The 12,558-nt window shown below is 74.1% G+C and carries 11 protein-coding genes; 3 read left to right on the forward strand and 8 right to left on the reverse strand.

All coding sequences use genetic code 11. The features are described from left to right. The first annotated feature begins 68 nt into the window (after positions 1-68). Positions 69-1,103 (forward strand): hypothetical protein, encoded by a 1,035-nt coding sequence (locus tag O7628_RS29465; RefSeq protein WP_278135584.1) that lies wholly within the window; start codon positions 69-71, stop codon positions 1,101-1,103. Between the two features lie 170 nt (positions 1,104-1,273). Here the strand turns inward: O7628_RS29465 and O7628_RS29470 are convergent, their stop codons facing one another. The 3 genes from O7628_RS29470 to O7628_RS29480 all read right to left on the reverse strand — a co-directional run bounded on the left by O7628_RS29470 (position 1,274) and on the right by O7628_RS29480 (position 3,132). Next, entirely contained in the window at positions 1,274-1,405 is a 132-nt protein-coding gene (locus tag O7628_RS29470; RefSeq protein ID WP_278135586.1) for a hypothetical protein, read from the reverse strand. Between the two features lie 38 nt (positions 1,406-1,443). After that, a complete protein-coding gene (locus O7628_RS29475; RefSeq protein WP_278135589.1) occupies positions 1,444-1,860 on the reverse strand; it encodes a hypothetical protein in 417 nt (138 codons plus the stop codon). 270 nt (positions 1,861-2,130) lie between these two features. Then, on the reverse strand, positions 2,131-3,132 hold the full coding sequence (locus O7628_RS29480; RefSeq protein WP_278135590.1) for a linear amide C-N hydrolase: 1,002 nt from the start codon (positions 3,130-3,132) through the stop codon (positions 2,131-2,133). Between the two features lie 150 nt (positions 3,133-3,282). Here O7628_RS29480 and O7628_RS29485 point away from each other — a divergent pair, with 150 nt between their 5' ends. Then, complete coding sequence (locus O7628_RS29485; protein ID WP_278135593.1) at positions 3,283-4,548, forward strand: SLC13 family permease; 1,266 nt, start codon at positions 3,283-3,285, stop codon at positions 4,546-4,548. 94 nt (positions 4,549-4,642) lie between these two features. On the opposite strand, the gene O7628_RS29490 is transcribed toward O7628_RS29485, so the two are convergent. The 4 genes from O7628_RS29490 to O7628_RS29505 all read right to left on the reverse strand — a co-directional run bounded on the left by O7628_RS29490 (position 4,643) and on the right by O7628_RS29505 (position 10,229). Beyond that, positions 4,643-4,876: a DUF6289 family protein gene (locus tag O7628_RS29490; protein WP_278135595.1), complete on the reverse strand. Its 234-nt coding sequence runs from the start codon at positions 4,874-4,876 to the stop codon at positions 4,643-4,645. A gap of 125 nt (positions 4,877-5,001) precedes the next feature. Further along, positions 5,002-6,603, reverse strand: a complete 1,602-nt coding sequence (locus O7628_RS29495) for an asparagine synthase-related protein (RefSeq protein ID WP_278135597.1) — start codon at positions 6,601-6,603, stop codon at positions 5,002-5,004. Positions 6,604-6,606: 3 nt separating this feature from the next. Further along, the gene (locus tag O7628_RS29500) at positions 6,607-7,572 is read right to left on the reverse strand and encodes a DUF5715 family protein (protein ID WP_278135599.1); all 966 of its coding nucleotides are present in this window, start codon (positions 7,570-7,572) and stop codon (positions 6,607-6,609) included. A 428-nt stretch (positions 7,573-8,000) separates the two neighbouring features. After that, entirely contained in the window at positions 8,001-10,229 is a 2,229-nt protein-coding gene (locus O7628_RS29505) for a glycoside hydrolase family 9 protein (RefSeq protein ID WP_278135601.1), read from the reverse strand. Positions 10,230-10,428: 199 nt separating this feature from the next. On the opposite strand from O7628_RS29505, the gene O7628_RS29510 reads away from it, so the two are divergent. Then, entirely contained in the window at positions 10,429-12,135 is a 1,707-nt protein-coding gene (locus O7628_RS29510; protein WP_178065265.1) for a DEAD/DEAH box helicase, read from the forward strand. Positions 12,136-12,186: 51 nt separating this feature from the next. Here the strand turns inward: O7628_RS29510 and O7628_RS29515 are convergent, their stop codons facing one another. Then, complete coding sequence (locus O7628_RS29515) at positions 12,187-12,558, reverse strand: DoxX family protein (protein WP_278135604.1); 372 nt, start codon at positions 12,556-12,558, stop codon at positions 12,187-12,189.

Below are 12,558 nucleotides of genomic sequence, written 5' to 3' on the forward strand. Positions count from 1 at the left end.
TCGCGCCGGGCCACCGGAGCAATTCCTCGCCGTTCGGCCCATCACCACCATCGAAGGGGAATCAGCACATGAGAATCGCGCTGGCACGTCCACGCCCGCGGCGCACGGCCCGCCTGCTGTTCGGCGCCCTGCTGACCGCCGCGCTGGCGTTCTCCGTGAGCGGCACCGCCACGGCGGCGCTCGACAAGGGCGACTTCACCGCGAACGCCCGCACCGACGTCTACATGAAGGACATCTCGTCCGACACCGGGTTCGAGCCGCACGGGGCCATCTACTCGTCGTTCTTCAACAGCCCGGACATCAAGATCTGCCCCACCGCGGTCGAGTGCGCGTCGCACACCAACCCGATCGTCGGATCGACGAGCTACATTTTCGTGAACCTGCGGAACAATGGCCCGTACGGTTCCGGAATCGGCAACGGGACGCTGAAGGCGTACTACACCACCTCCGGCGGCGCCGCGAACTGGCCGATGAACTGGACGCCGATCGGCTCCAAGACGCTGCCCGTCGCGCCCGGCGTCACCACGACGTCGATCGCCTGGTCGAACGTGCCCTCCATCGGGCACTTCTGCCTGCTGCTGCGCTGGGAGTCGCCGACCGACCCGATGCTGTTCGAGGGCACCGCGACCTCCATCAACACCCAGTACAACAACAACATCGCCTGGAAGAACGCCAACACCGTCCCGGCGGGCGGCAGCGGAGTGATCAGTGACCGCCCGTACGCCATGGCGAACGCCCTGGCCGAGCCGGCCCCGTTCGACCTCGCGTTCCGGCCGGTCGGTGAGCCGGCCCCGGGGGTCAAGATCGTCGCCGACCTCGGGCCGGAGCTGTTCGAGCGCTGGCGGGCCGCCGGCGGTCAGGGTGTGGGCATCCAGGTCGTCGGCCGCAGCGCCATCCAGGTCGTCGACCCGTACAAGGCCCAGATCAAGGGCCTGCTGATCAAGCCGGAGGAGCGGCCGGTGGTCAAGCTCAGCTTCACCACCAGCCAGGCGCTCCAGAAGGCGTACACCCTCCAGGTCGTCCAGGTCGGCCCGGCGAGCAAGCTCGGTGAGAGCTTCGACGTCGGCGGGGTGGACTACACCTTCGAGCCCCGCAAGGGCTGACCGGGCGGGTCGGCGGACCGGAGGGCCGGGGGGCCGGGATCCCCTCCGGCCCGCCGGCCACACCGGTACGACCGGCTGACCGCCGCCACGAGCGATCGTGGCGGCGGTCAGCCGCGTCGGCGGCGGGAAACCCGAACTCCAGGTTGCTTCAACAAGTCTGACCGGGTGACTCAGCCTGCAAGGGCACCGCTCTGGGCCGCAGCGTTGTTGGCTGCGAGCCAGCCAGCGGGGTTGCCGCAGTCGTGGTACTCGCCTGCGACGGGGTGGATCAGCACGTCGTGGTCGCGGGCGAAGGCGATCACGGCGTCGGTGGTCTGGTATTCGCCGTTGGACGCTGGCGTCAGTTCTCAAAGTAGGCCAGCGCGTGGGCTGGTAGCAGGGTGCGGCTGATGTTGATGTAGGCGGTCGCCTCGCCGTAGTTGTTCGGCTTCTCGAGCAGTTCGTCGAGCAGTTGGTGGCCGGCGAACGGGCGTGTGCGCAGGATGCCGTACCGGTCGTCGCGGGGTTGTTCGAGGAACGTGAAGGTGGCCTGGGTGTGCAGGTCGGCGACGGAGGCGTATTTGTCCTGCCAGCCGCGTGCGGTGGAGTAGTCCTTGAGGTCGCGGTCTTCGCGGAAGTAATGGCGTACTTGGCGGCCAGGCTCGCCCAGTTCACCGCCGTGGCCCGGCTCCTCCGCCGTGCGTCCTACGGGGCGGGGTTGATCATGTCGGGCAGGTGGCGGTATCCCGTCCCGTTGATACCCCCACCTGCCCGACATCCCGTCACGCGACCGCCCGTGTGGCCGGAATCCCGGCCGGGGCGGGGGCCCCTACGCCACGGAGCCTGGCTCAGCCTCGCCCACCACGCCACCGGCGACCTCGACCTCGCCGTCGACGCCGCCCGACTGGGCCTGCGCCGCCTGCCCGCCGTCAGCTCCACACGCAGCGTCGCGCTCCTACGCCGCCTCCACGACGAACTCACCCCGCCGGCCCCGCTGCCCAGCCGCGCGGGACCTCCCCAACGACCTGCGACACCTCCCCACGCCGCGCTAGGGCAGGGTCACCGGGAGGTGGTACTCCCGCTCGGTGCCCGTGGCCGTACGCAGGTGGATCTCGCCGGTGCGCAGCCCGTAGGTCACCGACCAGCGGGTGTGGCCCTGCCGCACGTCGTTGAGCAGTTCCAGCGCCGCCCGGTCGTCGACCACCCCGCCGGCCTTCGTCAGGGCGGCGGCGAGCACGCCGTAGCGGTGGTCGGCGCGTCGGCGTTCTTCGGGCACGCCGACCACCGGCACGTTGGTCAGCGCCTGCCAGCCGCCCCGCCCCTTCTCGACCCGCATCGCGCCGTCGACGAACTCGACCACGGCCGAGGCCCCGGTGGCATCGGCGAGCAGGTAGTGCAGCGGGGGCCCGCCGTCGAAGTCGAGGTTGTGCCGGCCGAAGACGGCGACGGCCTCGTCGACCGTGGCGGCCTGGTCGAGCACCAGCCGCAGGATGCGTACTGAACCGACCATGGGTTTCCCCGGCTCGGCGCGGACGGTGGCCCCGTCGTCGGCGGCCAGCCCGACGGCCAGGCCGCGCTCGTTCATCCCGTCGAACGGCAGCAGCGGCGCGTTGAGCAGCCGGCGGTCGCCGGTGGGGTCGGCGCCGACGCCGAGGTAGGACATGTCCACCAGGGAGACCGTGGCGTAACCGTCCGGCGGGTCGGTGCGCAGCACCAGGGCCGGGTTGGCGTCCCAGTCGAAGTTGCGGGCGAACAGGGGGCGGCCCGGGTCGCCGGAGGCGGCGAAGAGCGAGCAGCCGAACGGGCTGGGCGGCGCGGCGTCGGTGCCGACGGTCGGGTCGTAGTCGCCGACGTACGTCATCTCCCACATCGGCAGGTCGTCGACCCGGCGCAGGCTGGCCAGGGTCCGGTCGGCCTGCGCCGGGTCCTGCCGGGACGCGGTGGGCGTGCCGGCCGGCGTCGGGGGCGGGGCGGCGGCGGTCTCGGGGGCGGTGCAGGCGGTGGCGGCGAGCAGCAGGGCCAGGCCGGCACCCAGGAAGGTCCTACGCATGATGGCTGAACGCTAGGTCAGCCATCGACCGTTGTCCACCACGCCCCGGCGGCCGGCGGGCCGGCCCGCCAGGCGGCAGCGGGAGGGCCCGGTCACAGCGGCGTGGCGGACCGCCGGGATGACCGGCCGGCCGTGCGAGGATCAGCCGCCGTGGACCCTGACGGCGAGCCGACCGCACGCACCGGGGGCGAGCCGACCGCACCGACCGGCCGCGCCCCACGCCGGCCGCTGGGGCGGCTGCGCCGGCTGCACCCGCTCGACCGGGTGGCGCTGGCCCTGGCCGTGCTCGGGGCGGCCTGCGCGCTGACGGGCCTGCTGCCGCGCGCCGAGACCGTGGCCACCCTGGGGCGCATCCTGCCGCTGCTGCTGTTCCTCGGCACGGTGGTGGTGCTGGCCGAGCTGACGGCGGTGGCCGGCGTGTTCGACGTGCTGGCCGGGCGGCTGGCCCGCGCCGCCCGGGGCAGCTTTCCGGCGCTGTTCGTGCTCTGCGTCGGCTTCGCCTCCGTCACCACGATCGCGCTGAATCTCGACACCACGGCGGTGCTGCTCACACCGGTGCTGCTGGCGCTGGCGCGGCGGCTGGGCATGCCGCCGCTGCCGCTGGCGCTGACGACCGTGTGGCTGGCGAACACGGCCAGCCTGCTGCTGCCGGTGTCGAACCTGACCAACCTGCTGGCCGCCGACCGGATCGACCTCGACCCGCTGTCGTACGCGGCGCGGATGGCGCTGCCGCAGGCCGCCACGATCGCGGCCACCATGGCGCTGCTCTGGTTCGGCTACTGGCGTCGGGGGCGGCGCGGGGTCGAGCGGTTCGTCGCGCCCACGCCGCACGTCCCCGCCGATCGGGTGCTGTACCGGATCGCGCTCGTCGGCTGCCTGCTGCTCGTGGCGGGGATCCTCGCCGGGGTGGAGGTGGGGATCGCCTCCGCGGCGGCCGCCGGGCTCGTGCTGGCCGGCTTCGCCGCGCGCCACCGGGCCGCGCTGCGTCCGGCGCTGGTGCCGTGGCGGCTGCTGGTCTTCGTCACCGGGCTGTTCCTGGTGGTGCAGACCCTCGGCCGGCACGGCCTGGACGACGTCGTCGGCGTGCTGCTCGGCCCGGACGGCGGGGCGCTCGGCGCGCTGCGGGCCGGCGGCACGGGCGCGCTGCTGTCCAACGTCGTGAACAACCTGCCGGCGTACGTGGCGGGCGAGGCGGTGCTCCCGCCCGGCGACGGGACCCGGCTGCTGGCCCTGTTGATCGGCACGAACGCCGGCCCGCTGGTCACGCCGTGGGCGTCGCTGGCGACCCTGCTGTGGTACGAGCGCTGCCGGGCCGCCGGGGTGGCCGTGCCGCTGGGCCGTTTCCTGGCCGCCGGGGCCCTGCTCGCCGTCGGCGCGACGGCCGCCGGCGTGGGCGCGCTGCTGCTCACCGGCTGACCGGGGACGACCCGCGTCGACGGGGCCCCCACCTGCGGTGCCGGGTGTGGTGGGGGCGGCCGGACGGCCGCCCCCACCACACCCGGCGTCGGGCTCAACAGGGGCTCTCGACGAAGGTCGGGTAGCCGGAGCGGACGCCCCACGTGTAGACCGTGCCGGAACAGCTCTCGTACCTCTCCCCCACCACCGTGGTGTGGCCGGAGTCGGCGTAGTAGGTGGTCACGCACTCGTGGTCGACCCGGCAGGCGCGGGCCTGCGCGGGCGAGCCCGGCACGACGAGCACGGAGGCGCCCACCAGGGCGGCGGTCAGCAGCACGCGGCGGATCACGGGAGTCCCTTCCGGCGACGGATGGGGCGTCACGCCCGGGGTGACTCGTCGTCCCACCGGCCGCCTGTGTATCGATCAACGTAATGCTCCACAGTGGGCGGGGCAACGACGGTAGGGGTGGGCCCTCAGCCGACCGGGGTCCGGCGGGTGACGCGCGGGCCGACCAGCCGACGGACCACCGGCGCGGCGTTCCACCTCGCCGCGCCGACCAGGTCCCGGGCGTGCTCCAGCACCGTGTAGTCCGGCCGGGCCAGCCCGTCGGCGATGGCCCGGTCCAGGTCGTTGCCGCAGCGGGTGAGCACGCTGTCGAAGTCCCGGCGCACCGGGTCGAGCAGGTGGTAGCCGAAGGAGCGGTGCAGCCGGGCGAAGAGCGGCTTGTAGAGCCGGGCCCGCTCGTGCAGCCCCGAGGAGTACGACATCGGGTTCTTCGGCCGCCGCCGCACGTAGTCGGGCAGCACGTCGGCGAACGCACGACGGACGATCCACTTCTCCTGGCCCTCGCGCAGCTTCAGCCCCAGCGGCAGCCGCATCGCCAGCTCCACCACGCTCAGGTCGAGGAACGGCACCCGCGCCTCCACCCCGTGCGCCATGCTGGCGCGGTCCACCCGCTGCAACTCCGTACGGCACAGGTTGCGGATCCGGTGCAGGAACAGCCGGCGGGCCCGCTCGGGGCCGACCTGGTGGTACATGGGGTAGCCGCCGAACAGCTCGTCGGAGCCGTCGCCGGTGAGCACGACCTTGACGCCCAGCTCGCGCAGCCGCCGGAAGATCGGCACCGAGACCACGGCGTTGATGATGTCGCCGTACTCGGTGAGTTCGGAGATCCGGATGGCCTCCCGCACGTCGGCGAGCCGGATGTCGCGCGGACGCAGCTCGATCACCTCGTGCGGCACCCCCAGGTCGGCGGCGAGCCGCCGGGCGTACGCCACGTCGGGGCTGCCCGGCGCCCCGACGGTCACCGCCACGCAGTCGGGGTGCAGCAGGTGGGTGTGCAGCAGGGCGAGGGAGCTGTCCAGCCCGCCCGAGAGCACCACGCCGACGGTGAGGTCGGTGTCCAGCCGCATCCGGATGCTGTCGGTGAGGGCGGCCCGGACGAGCAGGGCGGCCTCGTCCGGGTCGTCCACCACGGGCAGCCCGTCGCCGAGGGTGAGCAGGTCGACGTACGGGCGCAGCCGGACGTGGCCGCCCGGCTCGGCCCAGCCGTGGTGCCCCGGGGGCACCTCGGCGACCGGAGCGCCGTGCCCCGCCAGGGCCTTGACCTCGCTGGCCAGGTGCAGGCACCCCGGCATCCGGGACCAGTAGAGCGGCTTGACCCCGAGCGGGTCACGGGCCAGGTAGGCCCGGCCGGTGGCCCGCTCGACCACGACGAAGGCGTACTCGCCGCGCAGCCGCCGCACCGCCTCCTCGCCCCAGCGTTCGAAGGCGGCGAGCACCACCTCGGTGTCGCTCTCGCTGCGGAACACGTGCCCCAGGCGGGTCAGCTCGGCGCGCAGCTCCCGGTGGTTGAAGACCTCGCCGTTGTAGCAGAGCAGGAGGCGCTCGTCGGCGGAGACCCAGGGCTGCACCGCCCGTTCCCGGTCGACGATCCGCAGCCGGCGGGTGCCGGCGAGCAGGCCGGCCTCCCGGCGGGTCTCGGTCACCTCGCCGCGCGGGGCGAGGACGGCCAGCATCCGTCGGAAGGTGGCAGGGTCGGCCTCGGGGCCGAGGCTCAGGGCGATGCCGCACACGGCTCAGACCCCCATCTCGGCCTCGTACGCGCGGCGGAACCGCGCCCGGGCGGCGGGCGCGAGGCACACGTGCCAGGCCTGCCCCTCGTCGACCACGTTGACCTCCCCGGCCTGCTGCCGGGCCAGCAGCAGCCCGGCCAGCACATCCCGGGCGCCGAACCGCTGGAACCAGGACATCTCGACGTCGACGGCGTAGCCGAGGCAGTGGGCGCTGGGCACCATCGCGGCGTAGCCGAGGCGGCGCAGCCGGTGCTGGTGCTCGGCGCTGCGCACCAGGCTGGTCACCCACAGCGGCGGGGTGCCGGACGGGGCGCTGCGGGCGAACTCGCGGCCGATGTCGTTGAGCAGGCCGATCACCTCACGCCGGGCCCGGCGGAACCGCAGGCCGGCGGTGTGCGGCCGGGCGGCCGGCAGCAGCCGGCGGCGCACCGCCCGCACGCTCCGGCCGACGACGGTGGCGGGCTGCTCCTGGTAGCGGAAGCGGAGCAGGTCGCGGCGGCGCAGCCACTCCAGGTCGACCAGCTCGTTGCTGGCGTGGACCTGCGCGTCGGTCATGAAGGTGGTGGCGTCGCGCCACCACATCACGTCGATGCGGGAGAGCAGGTAGATCCGCACGAGGGCGGCCAGGTCACCGGCGGAGCTGCGCGGGTTGGGCCGGTAGCGGGCCATCTCCAGCAGCAGCGTCTCCCGGGCGCCGACGAGGCCCTGGCCGGTGGCGTCGAGCACCGCGGCGATCGCCGGCTCGCGCAGCCGCTCGTCGAGCAGCACCTGGCGGGCCCCCGCCGAGTCCGGGTCGGCCAACGCGCCGACCTCGACGAGCAGGTCCGTCACGGCCGCCCGGTAGGCGTCGAGGTCGGGCGTCGGCGGGGCCGGGCGGGGGGCGACGCCCCGCGGCACGCGCCGCGCCGGGGCGGTGGACGCCACGGAGGTGCCGGGCTGCTGGCCGGAGCTTCGGCTGGGCACTCGCATGGTCGGGTCCTCCCCCGTACGGCACGGATCGGCTGGGCTGAAACCACCGTAATCATGAGGATGCGGAAGAGACCGAACATTCCTCCCATCTCCCCCGAACGCGCGTCCGGGGGCGGGCGAAACCGCAGCGGGGAGGAACGGGCGTCGGGCCGGGCCCGGCCGGGCAGCGTCGCCTGCCCGCGCTGCCGCCGCCGGGTCGCCGGTGCCGCACGCCGCTTCGACCGCGGCGGCGGGTGGAGCGGGACGGCCGGGGTGGGTGCGGCACCCCGGCCGTCCGCCCGGGCCTCGATTCCGATCGGGAAGAGGCCCCTGACCAGTTTCGCCGAACGTCGTCGATCCCGCAGCCCCCTTCACCGACTGGACACGGCAAGGGCGGGATCCGCGACGGACCCGGATCAGGCCGGCATCGTCGTCACCGGGTCACCCGGTCACCGCACCGCGCAGGCGGTGCCGTTGACGGCGAAGCCCACCGGGGCCGGGTTGGCGCCGGTGTGCGAGGCGTTGAAGCCCAGGCTCACCGAGCCGCCCGGGGCGACCACGGCGTTCCAGCTCTCGTTGGTCACCGTCACCTCGGCGCCGCTCTGGCTGAACTTCCCGGACCAGCCCTGGCTGATCTGCTGGCCGGCGGTGAACCGGAAGGTCAGCCGCCACGACGACCACGTCGCCGCCGACGTGTTGGCGACGGTCAGGTTGCCGCTGAACCCGTTGCTCCAGTCGTTCGACGTGTACGTCACCGCGCAGCCCCCCGCCGGCGGCGGCGTGGTCGTGGGCGAAACGGTCGGCGAGGGCGAGACCGTGGGGGTGGGGGTGGGCGAGACGGTCGGCGTCGGGGTGGGTTCCGGCGTGCCGCCGGTGCCCGCCCGCTCCGCCGCCCAGTTCGCCAGCCAGGCCAGCGCCGAGTTCCAGTTGATCGCCACCTCGTTGACCGAGTACGCCTCGATGTCGTCGACGTAGCACTTCTGCGGCTTGCAGCCGGAGAGCTGGGCCACGGCCACCGGGTCCTGGAGCTGGCTGTTCGGGCCGCCGGCGAGCGAGCCGGGCGGCGCGGTGGGCAGCGAGGAGTCGTTCTGGTTGGCCCAGAACCGGTGGTGCACGTTGCGCACCGGCTTCTCGCCGTACCCGGCCACGTAGGACTGGTTCAGCGGGTTACGGCCGAGCAGGTAGTCGTAGGCGGCGTAGGCCCCGCCGCGGTACTTCTGCTGGCCGGTGAAGTCGAACGCGAGGGCCAGGACGTTGCCGTTGTTGGCGACGGCGCCGTTGGAGCCCCAGTAGTACGTCCCGTCGCCGCTGCCCGGGGCCGGGTAGCCCTGCCGGGCGGTCTGGGTCAGCAGCCGGTCGGCGAAGGCCACGATCGCGGACCGGGTGGCGGCCAGGTCGGCGGCCGGCAGCCCGTTGGGCACCAGGGCCAGGGTGGTGTCGCCCAGCCCGGCGGTCCAGCTCCAGTCGTAGCCGCGGTTGGCGAAGCTGGTGCCCCGGTAGAAGGACGAGCCGGTCACGTCCGCGCGGTAGCCGGCCGCCCCGGTGGTGGCGTACAGCTCGGCGGCCGCCCAGTAGAACTCGTCGCCCACGCTGTTGTCCTCGTACGCGCCGCCGCCGGTGTTGTCCGTGGCCGGCGCCAGCCGGTTCGGGTTGGCCTTCGCCGCGGCGTACGCCTTCTCGGCCGCGGCGAGCGCCCGCGCGGCGAAGGTCGCGTCGTAGGGCTTCCACAGCCGGGACGCCTGCGCGGCGGTCGCCGCCAGGTTCAGGGTCGCGGCGGTGCTGACCGGCGCGAGGAGCCGGGGCTGGCTGTCCTGCTCCGGCCGGGTCGGCAGCGCGGTCCAGTTCTGGTCGTGGATCTTGTGGTGCGCCATGCCGGCGTAGGGGCGGCCGTCGGGCACCTGCATCTTCAGCATGAACTCCAGCTCCCAGCGCGCCTCGTCCAGCACGTCGGGCACCCCGTTGGCCTGCTCGGGGATCGCCAGCGTGCCGTCGGCGAGCCCGGCGCGGTCGGCGCCGGCCACGTGCAGGGAGCGCTCGTGGATGTTCTGGAGCTGCCAGGTGGCCAGGCCGCCGTTGACCACGTACTTGCCGTGGTCGCCGGCGTCGTACCAGCCGCCCCGCACGTCGAGGGTGTAGCCGCAGGAGCTGCGGCAGGGCACCGCGTTGTCGCCCTGGTTCGGGGCGACGTTGACGTGCCCGGCGGGCCGGGAGTAGCGAGAGCCGACGTAGCGCGACTCGATCGGGGTGCCGCTGCGCTGGTGGTAGAAGAAGGCCAGCGAGTCGGTGCGCAGCCGGCGCACCGCGTCGGCGGAGATGTCGAAGGGGTGGCTGCTGTTCCCGCCGACCGACAGCACGTAGCCGCTGCCCACGGTGTCGTAGGCGGAGAAGTCGGCGACGTGGACGCTGTCGCCGGAGAGGGCGTCCGCGCCGCGTACGGTGGTCTGGCCGGAGGCGACGGTCGCGCCGGCGGCGTTGCGCAGGGTCCAGGCCAGCGGGCTGGTCGACGTGCTGACCACCGTGGCCTGCTTGGGGGTGCCGGGCACGTAGGCGACCTGGTTCACCTTCACCGGGCCACCCGGGTCGGGCGCGGCGGCCGCGATGGACGGCACGACGGCCAGGGCGCTCAGCGTGAGCAGGGTGGCGGCCGCCATGGCGGCCGGGCGCTTGCGGAGGGGCATCGTTCCTCTTCCGGGGTGCGTCGGGTTGACCACCTGCCGGACCTGCCCAGCGCGAAACCGCCGGGCGGTCGGGCAGACCGTCGACGGGAGCGCTGGCCCTACCCTAGGCCATCGACGCGGCCCGCGTCGCCGGCGTGGCGGGGACGACGTTGTGCAGGTCGCCGCAGCGGGCCGGGCGGGGTGATGAAAAGCTTTGTGCATGAGTTCCGCACCCGCATCGACCGAACACACCATCCCCGCCGACGAGGCCACCGCCTTCGCGGATCTCGGGCTGCGTGCCGAGCTGCTCGGCGCGCTGTCCGCGCTCGGCTACGAGGAGCCGACCCCGATCCAGCGGGAGGCGATCCCGCCCCTGCTGGCCGGCAGGGACCTGCTCGGTCAGGCGGCCACCGGCACCGGCAAGACGGCCGCGTTCGCGCTGCCGCTGCTGCAACGGATGCCGGACGGGCGGACCGGCGGGGAGCCGGTGGCCCTGGTGCTGGTGCCCACCCGGGAGCTGGCGGTGCAGGTGTCGGAGGCGTTCCACCGCTACGGCAAGGACCTGGGCGCGCGGGTGCTGCCGATCTACGGCGGCCAGCCGATCGGCCGGCAGCTGCGCGCCCTGGACCTGGGGGTGGACGTGGTGGTGGCCACCCCGGGCCGGGCGCTGGACCACATCGCCCGGGGCACCCTGCGGCTGGGCGGCCTGGCCACGGTGGTGCTCGACGAGGCCGACGAGATGCTCGACATGGGCTTCGCCGAGGACATCGAGGCGATCCTGGAGCACGCCCCGCAGCAGCGGCAGACGGTGCTGTTCTCGGCGACCATGCCGTCGCGCATCGACGGGATGGCCCGGCAGCACCTGAGCGACCCGGTGCGCATCCAGATCGGCCGGGAGCAGCCGGTCGCCGGCGAGACGCCCCGGGTGCGGCAGAGCGCGTACATCGTGGCGCGGGCGCACAAGCCGGCGGCGCTGGGCCGGGTGCTGGACGTGGAGTCGCCGACCGCGGCGATCGTCTTCTGCCGCAGCCGGGAGGAGGTCGACCGGCTCACCGAGACGATGAACGGCCGGGGCTACCGCGCCGAGGCGCTGCACGGCGGGATGAGCCAGGAGCAGCGGGACCGGGTGATGGGCCGGCTGCGCGCCGGCACGGCCGACCTGCTGGTGGCCACCGACGTGGCGGCCCGGGGGCTGGACGTCGAGCAGCTCACCCACGTGGTCAACTACGACGTGCCGTCGGCCCCTGAGTCGTACGTGCACCGCATCGGCCGGGTGGGGCGGGCGGGCCGGGAGGGGGTGGCGATCACCCTCGCCGAGCCGCGCGAGCACCGGATGCTCAAGACCATCGAGCGGGTGACCGGCCAGCGCATCGCCATCGACAAGATCCCCACGGTGGCCGACCTGCGCACCCGGCGGCTGGAGCTGACCCAGGCGGCGCTGCGGGAGAGCCTGCTGGAGGACGACCTGGAGCCGTTCCGGGTCATCGTGGAGTCGCTGTCGGACGAGTTCGACATGATGGAGGTGGCGCTCGCGGCGGTGAAGCTCGCCCACGAGGCCGCCTCGCCGGGCTCGGACGACGACGAGGAGGAGATCCCGCAGGTCGCGGTCCGGCCGCCGCGCGAGGGGCGTCCCGGGCAGGAGGGGCGCGGCGGCGAGCGGCGACCCGGCCGGCCCCGCTCCGGGGGCACCACGCAGGTGTTCATCGGCCTCGGCCGGCGCGCCGGGGTGCGCCCGCAGGACCTGGTCGGCGCGATCACCGGGGAGACCCGGGTCAGCGGGCGGGACATCGGCTCGATCGAGATCGCCGACCGGTTCTCGCTGGTCGAGGTGCCGATCGCCGTGGTGGACGAGGTGATCGCCGGGCTGCGCAACAGCACGATCAAGGGCCGCAAGACGACGGTACGCCGCGACCGCGACCGCCCCTGACGAATGCGGGCGGCCGGCCCGCGCCGGTGGGCGCGGGCCGGCCGGGGCCGGTCAGAACGCGTACGGGCCGAACCGGCCCCAGGCGACGACGAGCGCCGCGACCAGCAGCAGGGCGGTGAACGCGGCCGGCGGGTACTCCTTGGCCCGGGCGTGCACGACGACGGCGCCGGCCATCACGATCGCCGCGCCCACGGCGGCCAGCGGCGTCAGCACGGTGGCGATGCCGGTGAGGGCGGGCAGGACCAGGCCGATCGCGGCGAGCACCTCCAGCGCGCCGAGGGCCTTCACCGCGCCTTCCGGCACGCCCTCGACCCAGCTCATCTTCTCGCGCAGCTTCTCTTTGGACTGGGTGACCTTGGTGAGCCCGGCCCCGGCGAAGACCAGGGCGAGCAGGATCTGCAGGGCCCAGAGGGCGATGTTCAT

The sequence above is a fragment of the Micromonospora sp. WMMD956 genome (genome assembly GCF_029626125.1).
Classification (GTDB): domain Bacteria; phylum Actinomycetota; class Actinomycetes; order Mycobacteriales; family Micromonosporaceae; genus Micromonospora; species Micromonospora carbonacea.

What these genes read in the sequence shown, in the direction of transcription:
- O7628_RS29465 (WP_278135584.1), top strand. Translation starts at nt 69, where the DNA reads ATGAGAATCGCGCTGGCACGTCCACGCCCGCGGCGCACGGCCCGCCTG.
- O7628_RS29475 (WP_278135589.1), bottom strand. Translation starts at nt 1,860, where the DNA reads ATGTCGGGCAGGTGGGGGTATCAACGGGACGGGATACCGCCACCTGCC.
- O7628_RS29480 (WP_278135590.1), bottom strand. Translation starts at nt 3,132, where the DNA reads ATGCGTAGGACCTTCCTGGGTGCCGGCCTGGCCCTGCTGCTCGCCGCC.
- O7628_RS29500 (WP_278135599.1), bottom strand. Translation starts at nt 7,572, where the DNA reads ATGCGAGTGCCCAGCCGAAGCTCCGGCCAGCAGCCCGGCACCTCCGTG.
- O7628_RS29505 (WP_278135601.1), bottom strand. Translation starts at nt 10,229, where the DNA reads ATGCCCCTCCGCAAGCGCCCGGCCGCCATGGCGGCCGCCACCCTGCTC.
- O7628_RS29510 (WP_178065265.1), top strand. Translation starts at nt 10,429, where the DNA reads ATGAGTTCCGCACCCGCATCGACCGAACACACCATCCCCGCCGACGAG.
- O7628_RS29515 (WP_278135604.1), bottom strand. Translation starts at nt 12,558, where the DNA reads ATGAACATCGCCCTCTGGGCCCTGCAGATCCTGCTCGCCCTGGTCTTC.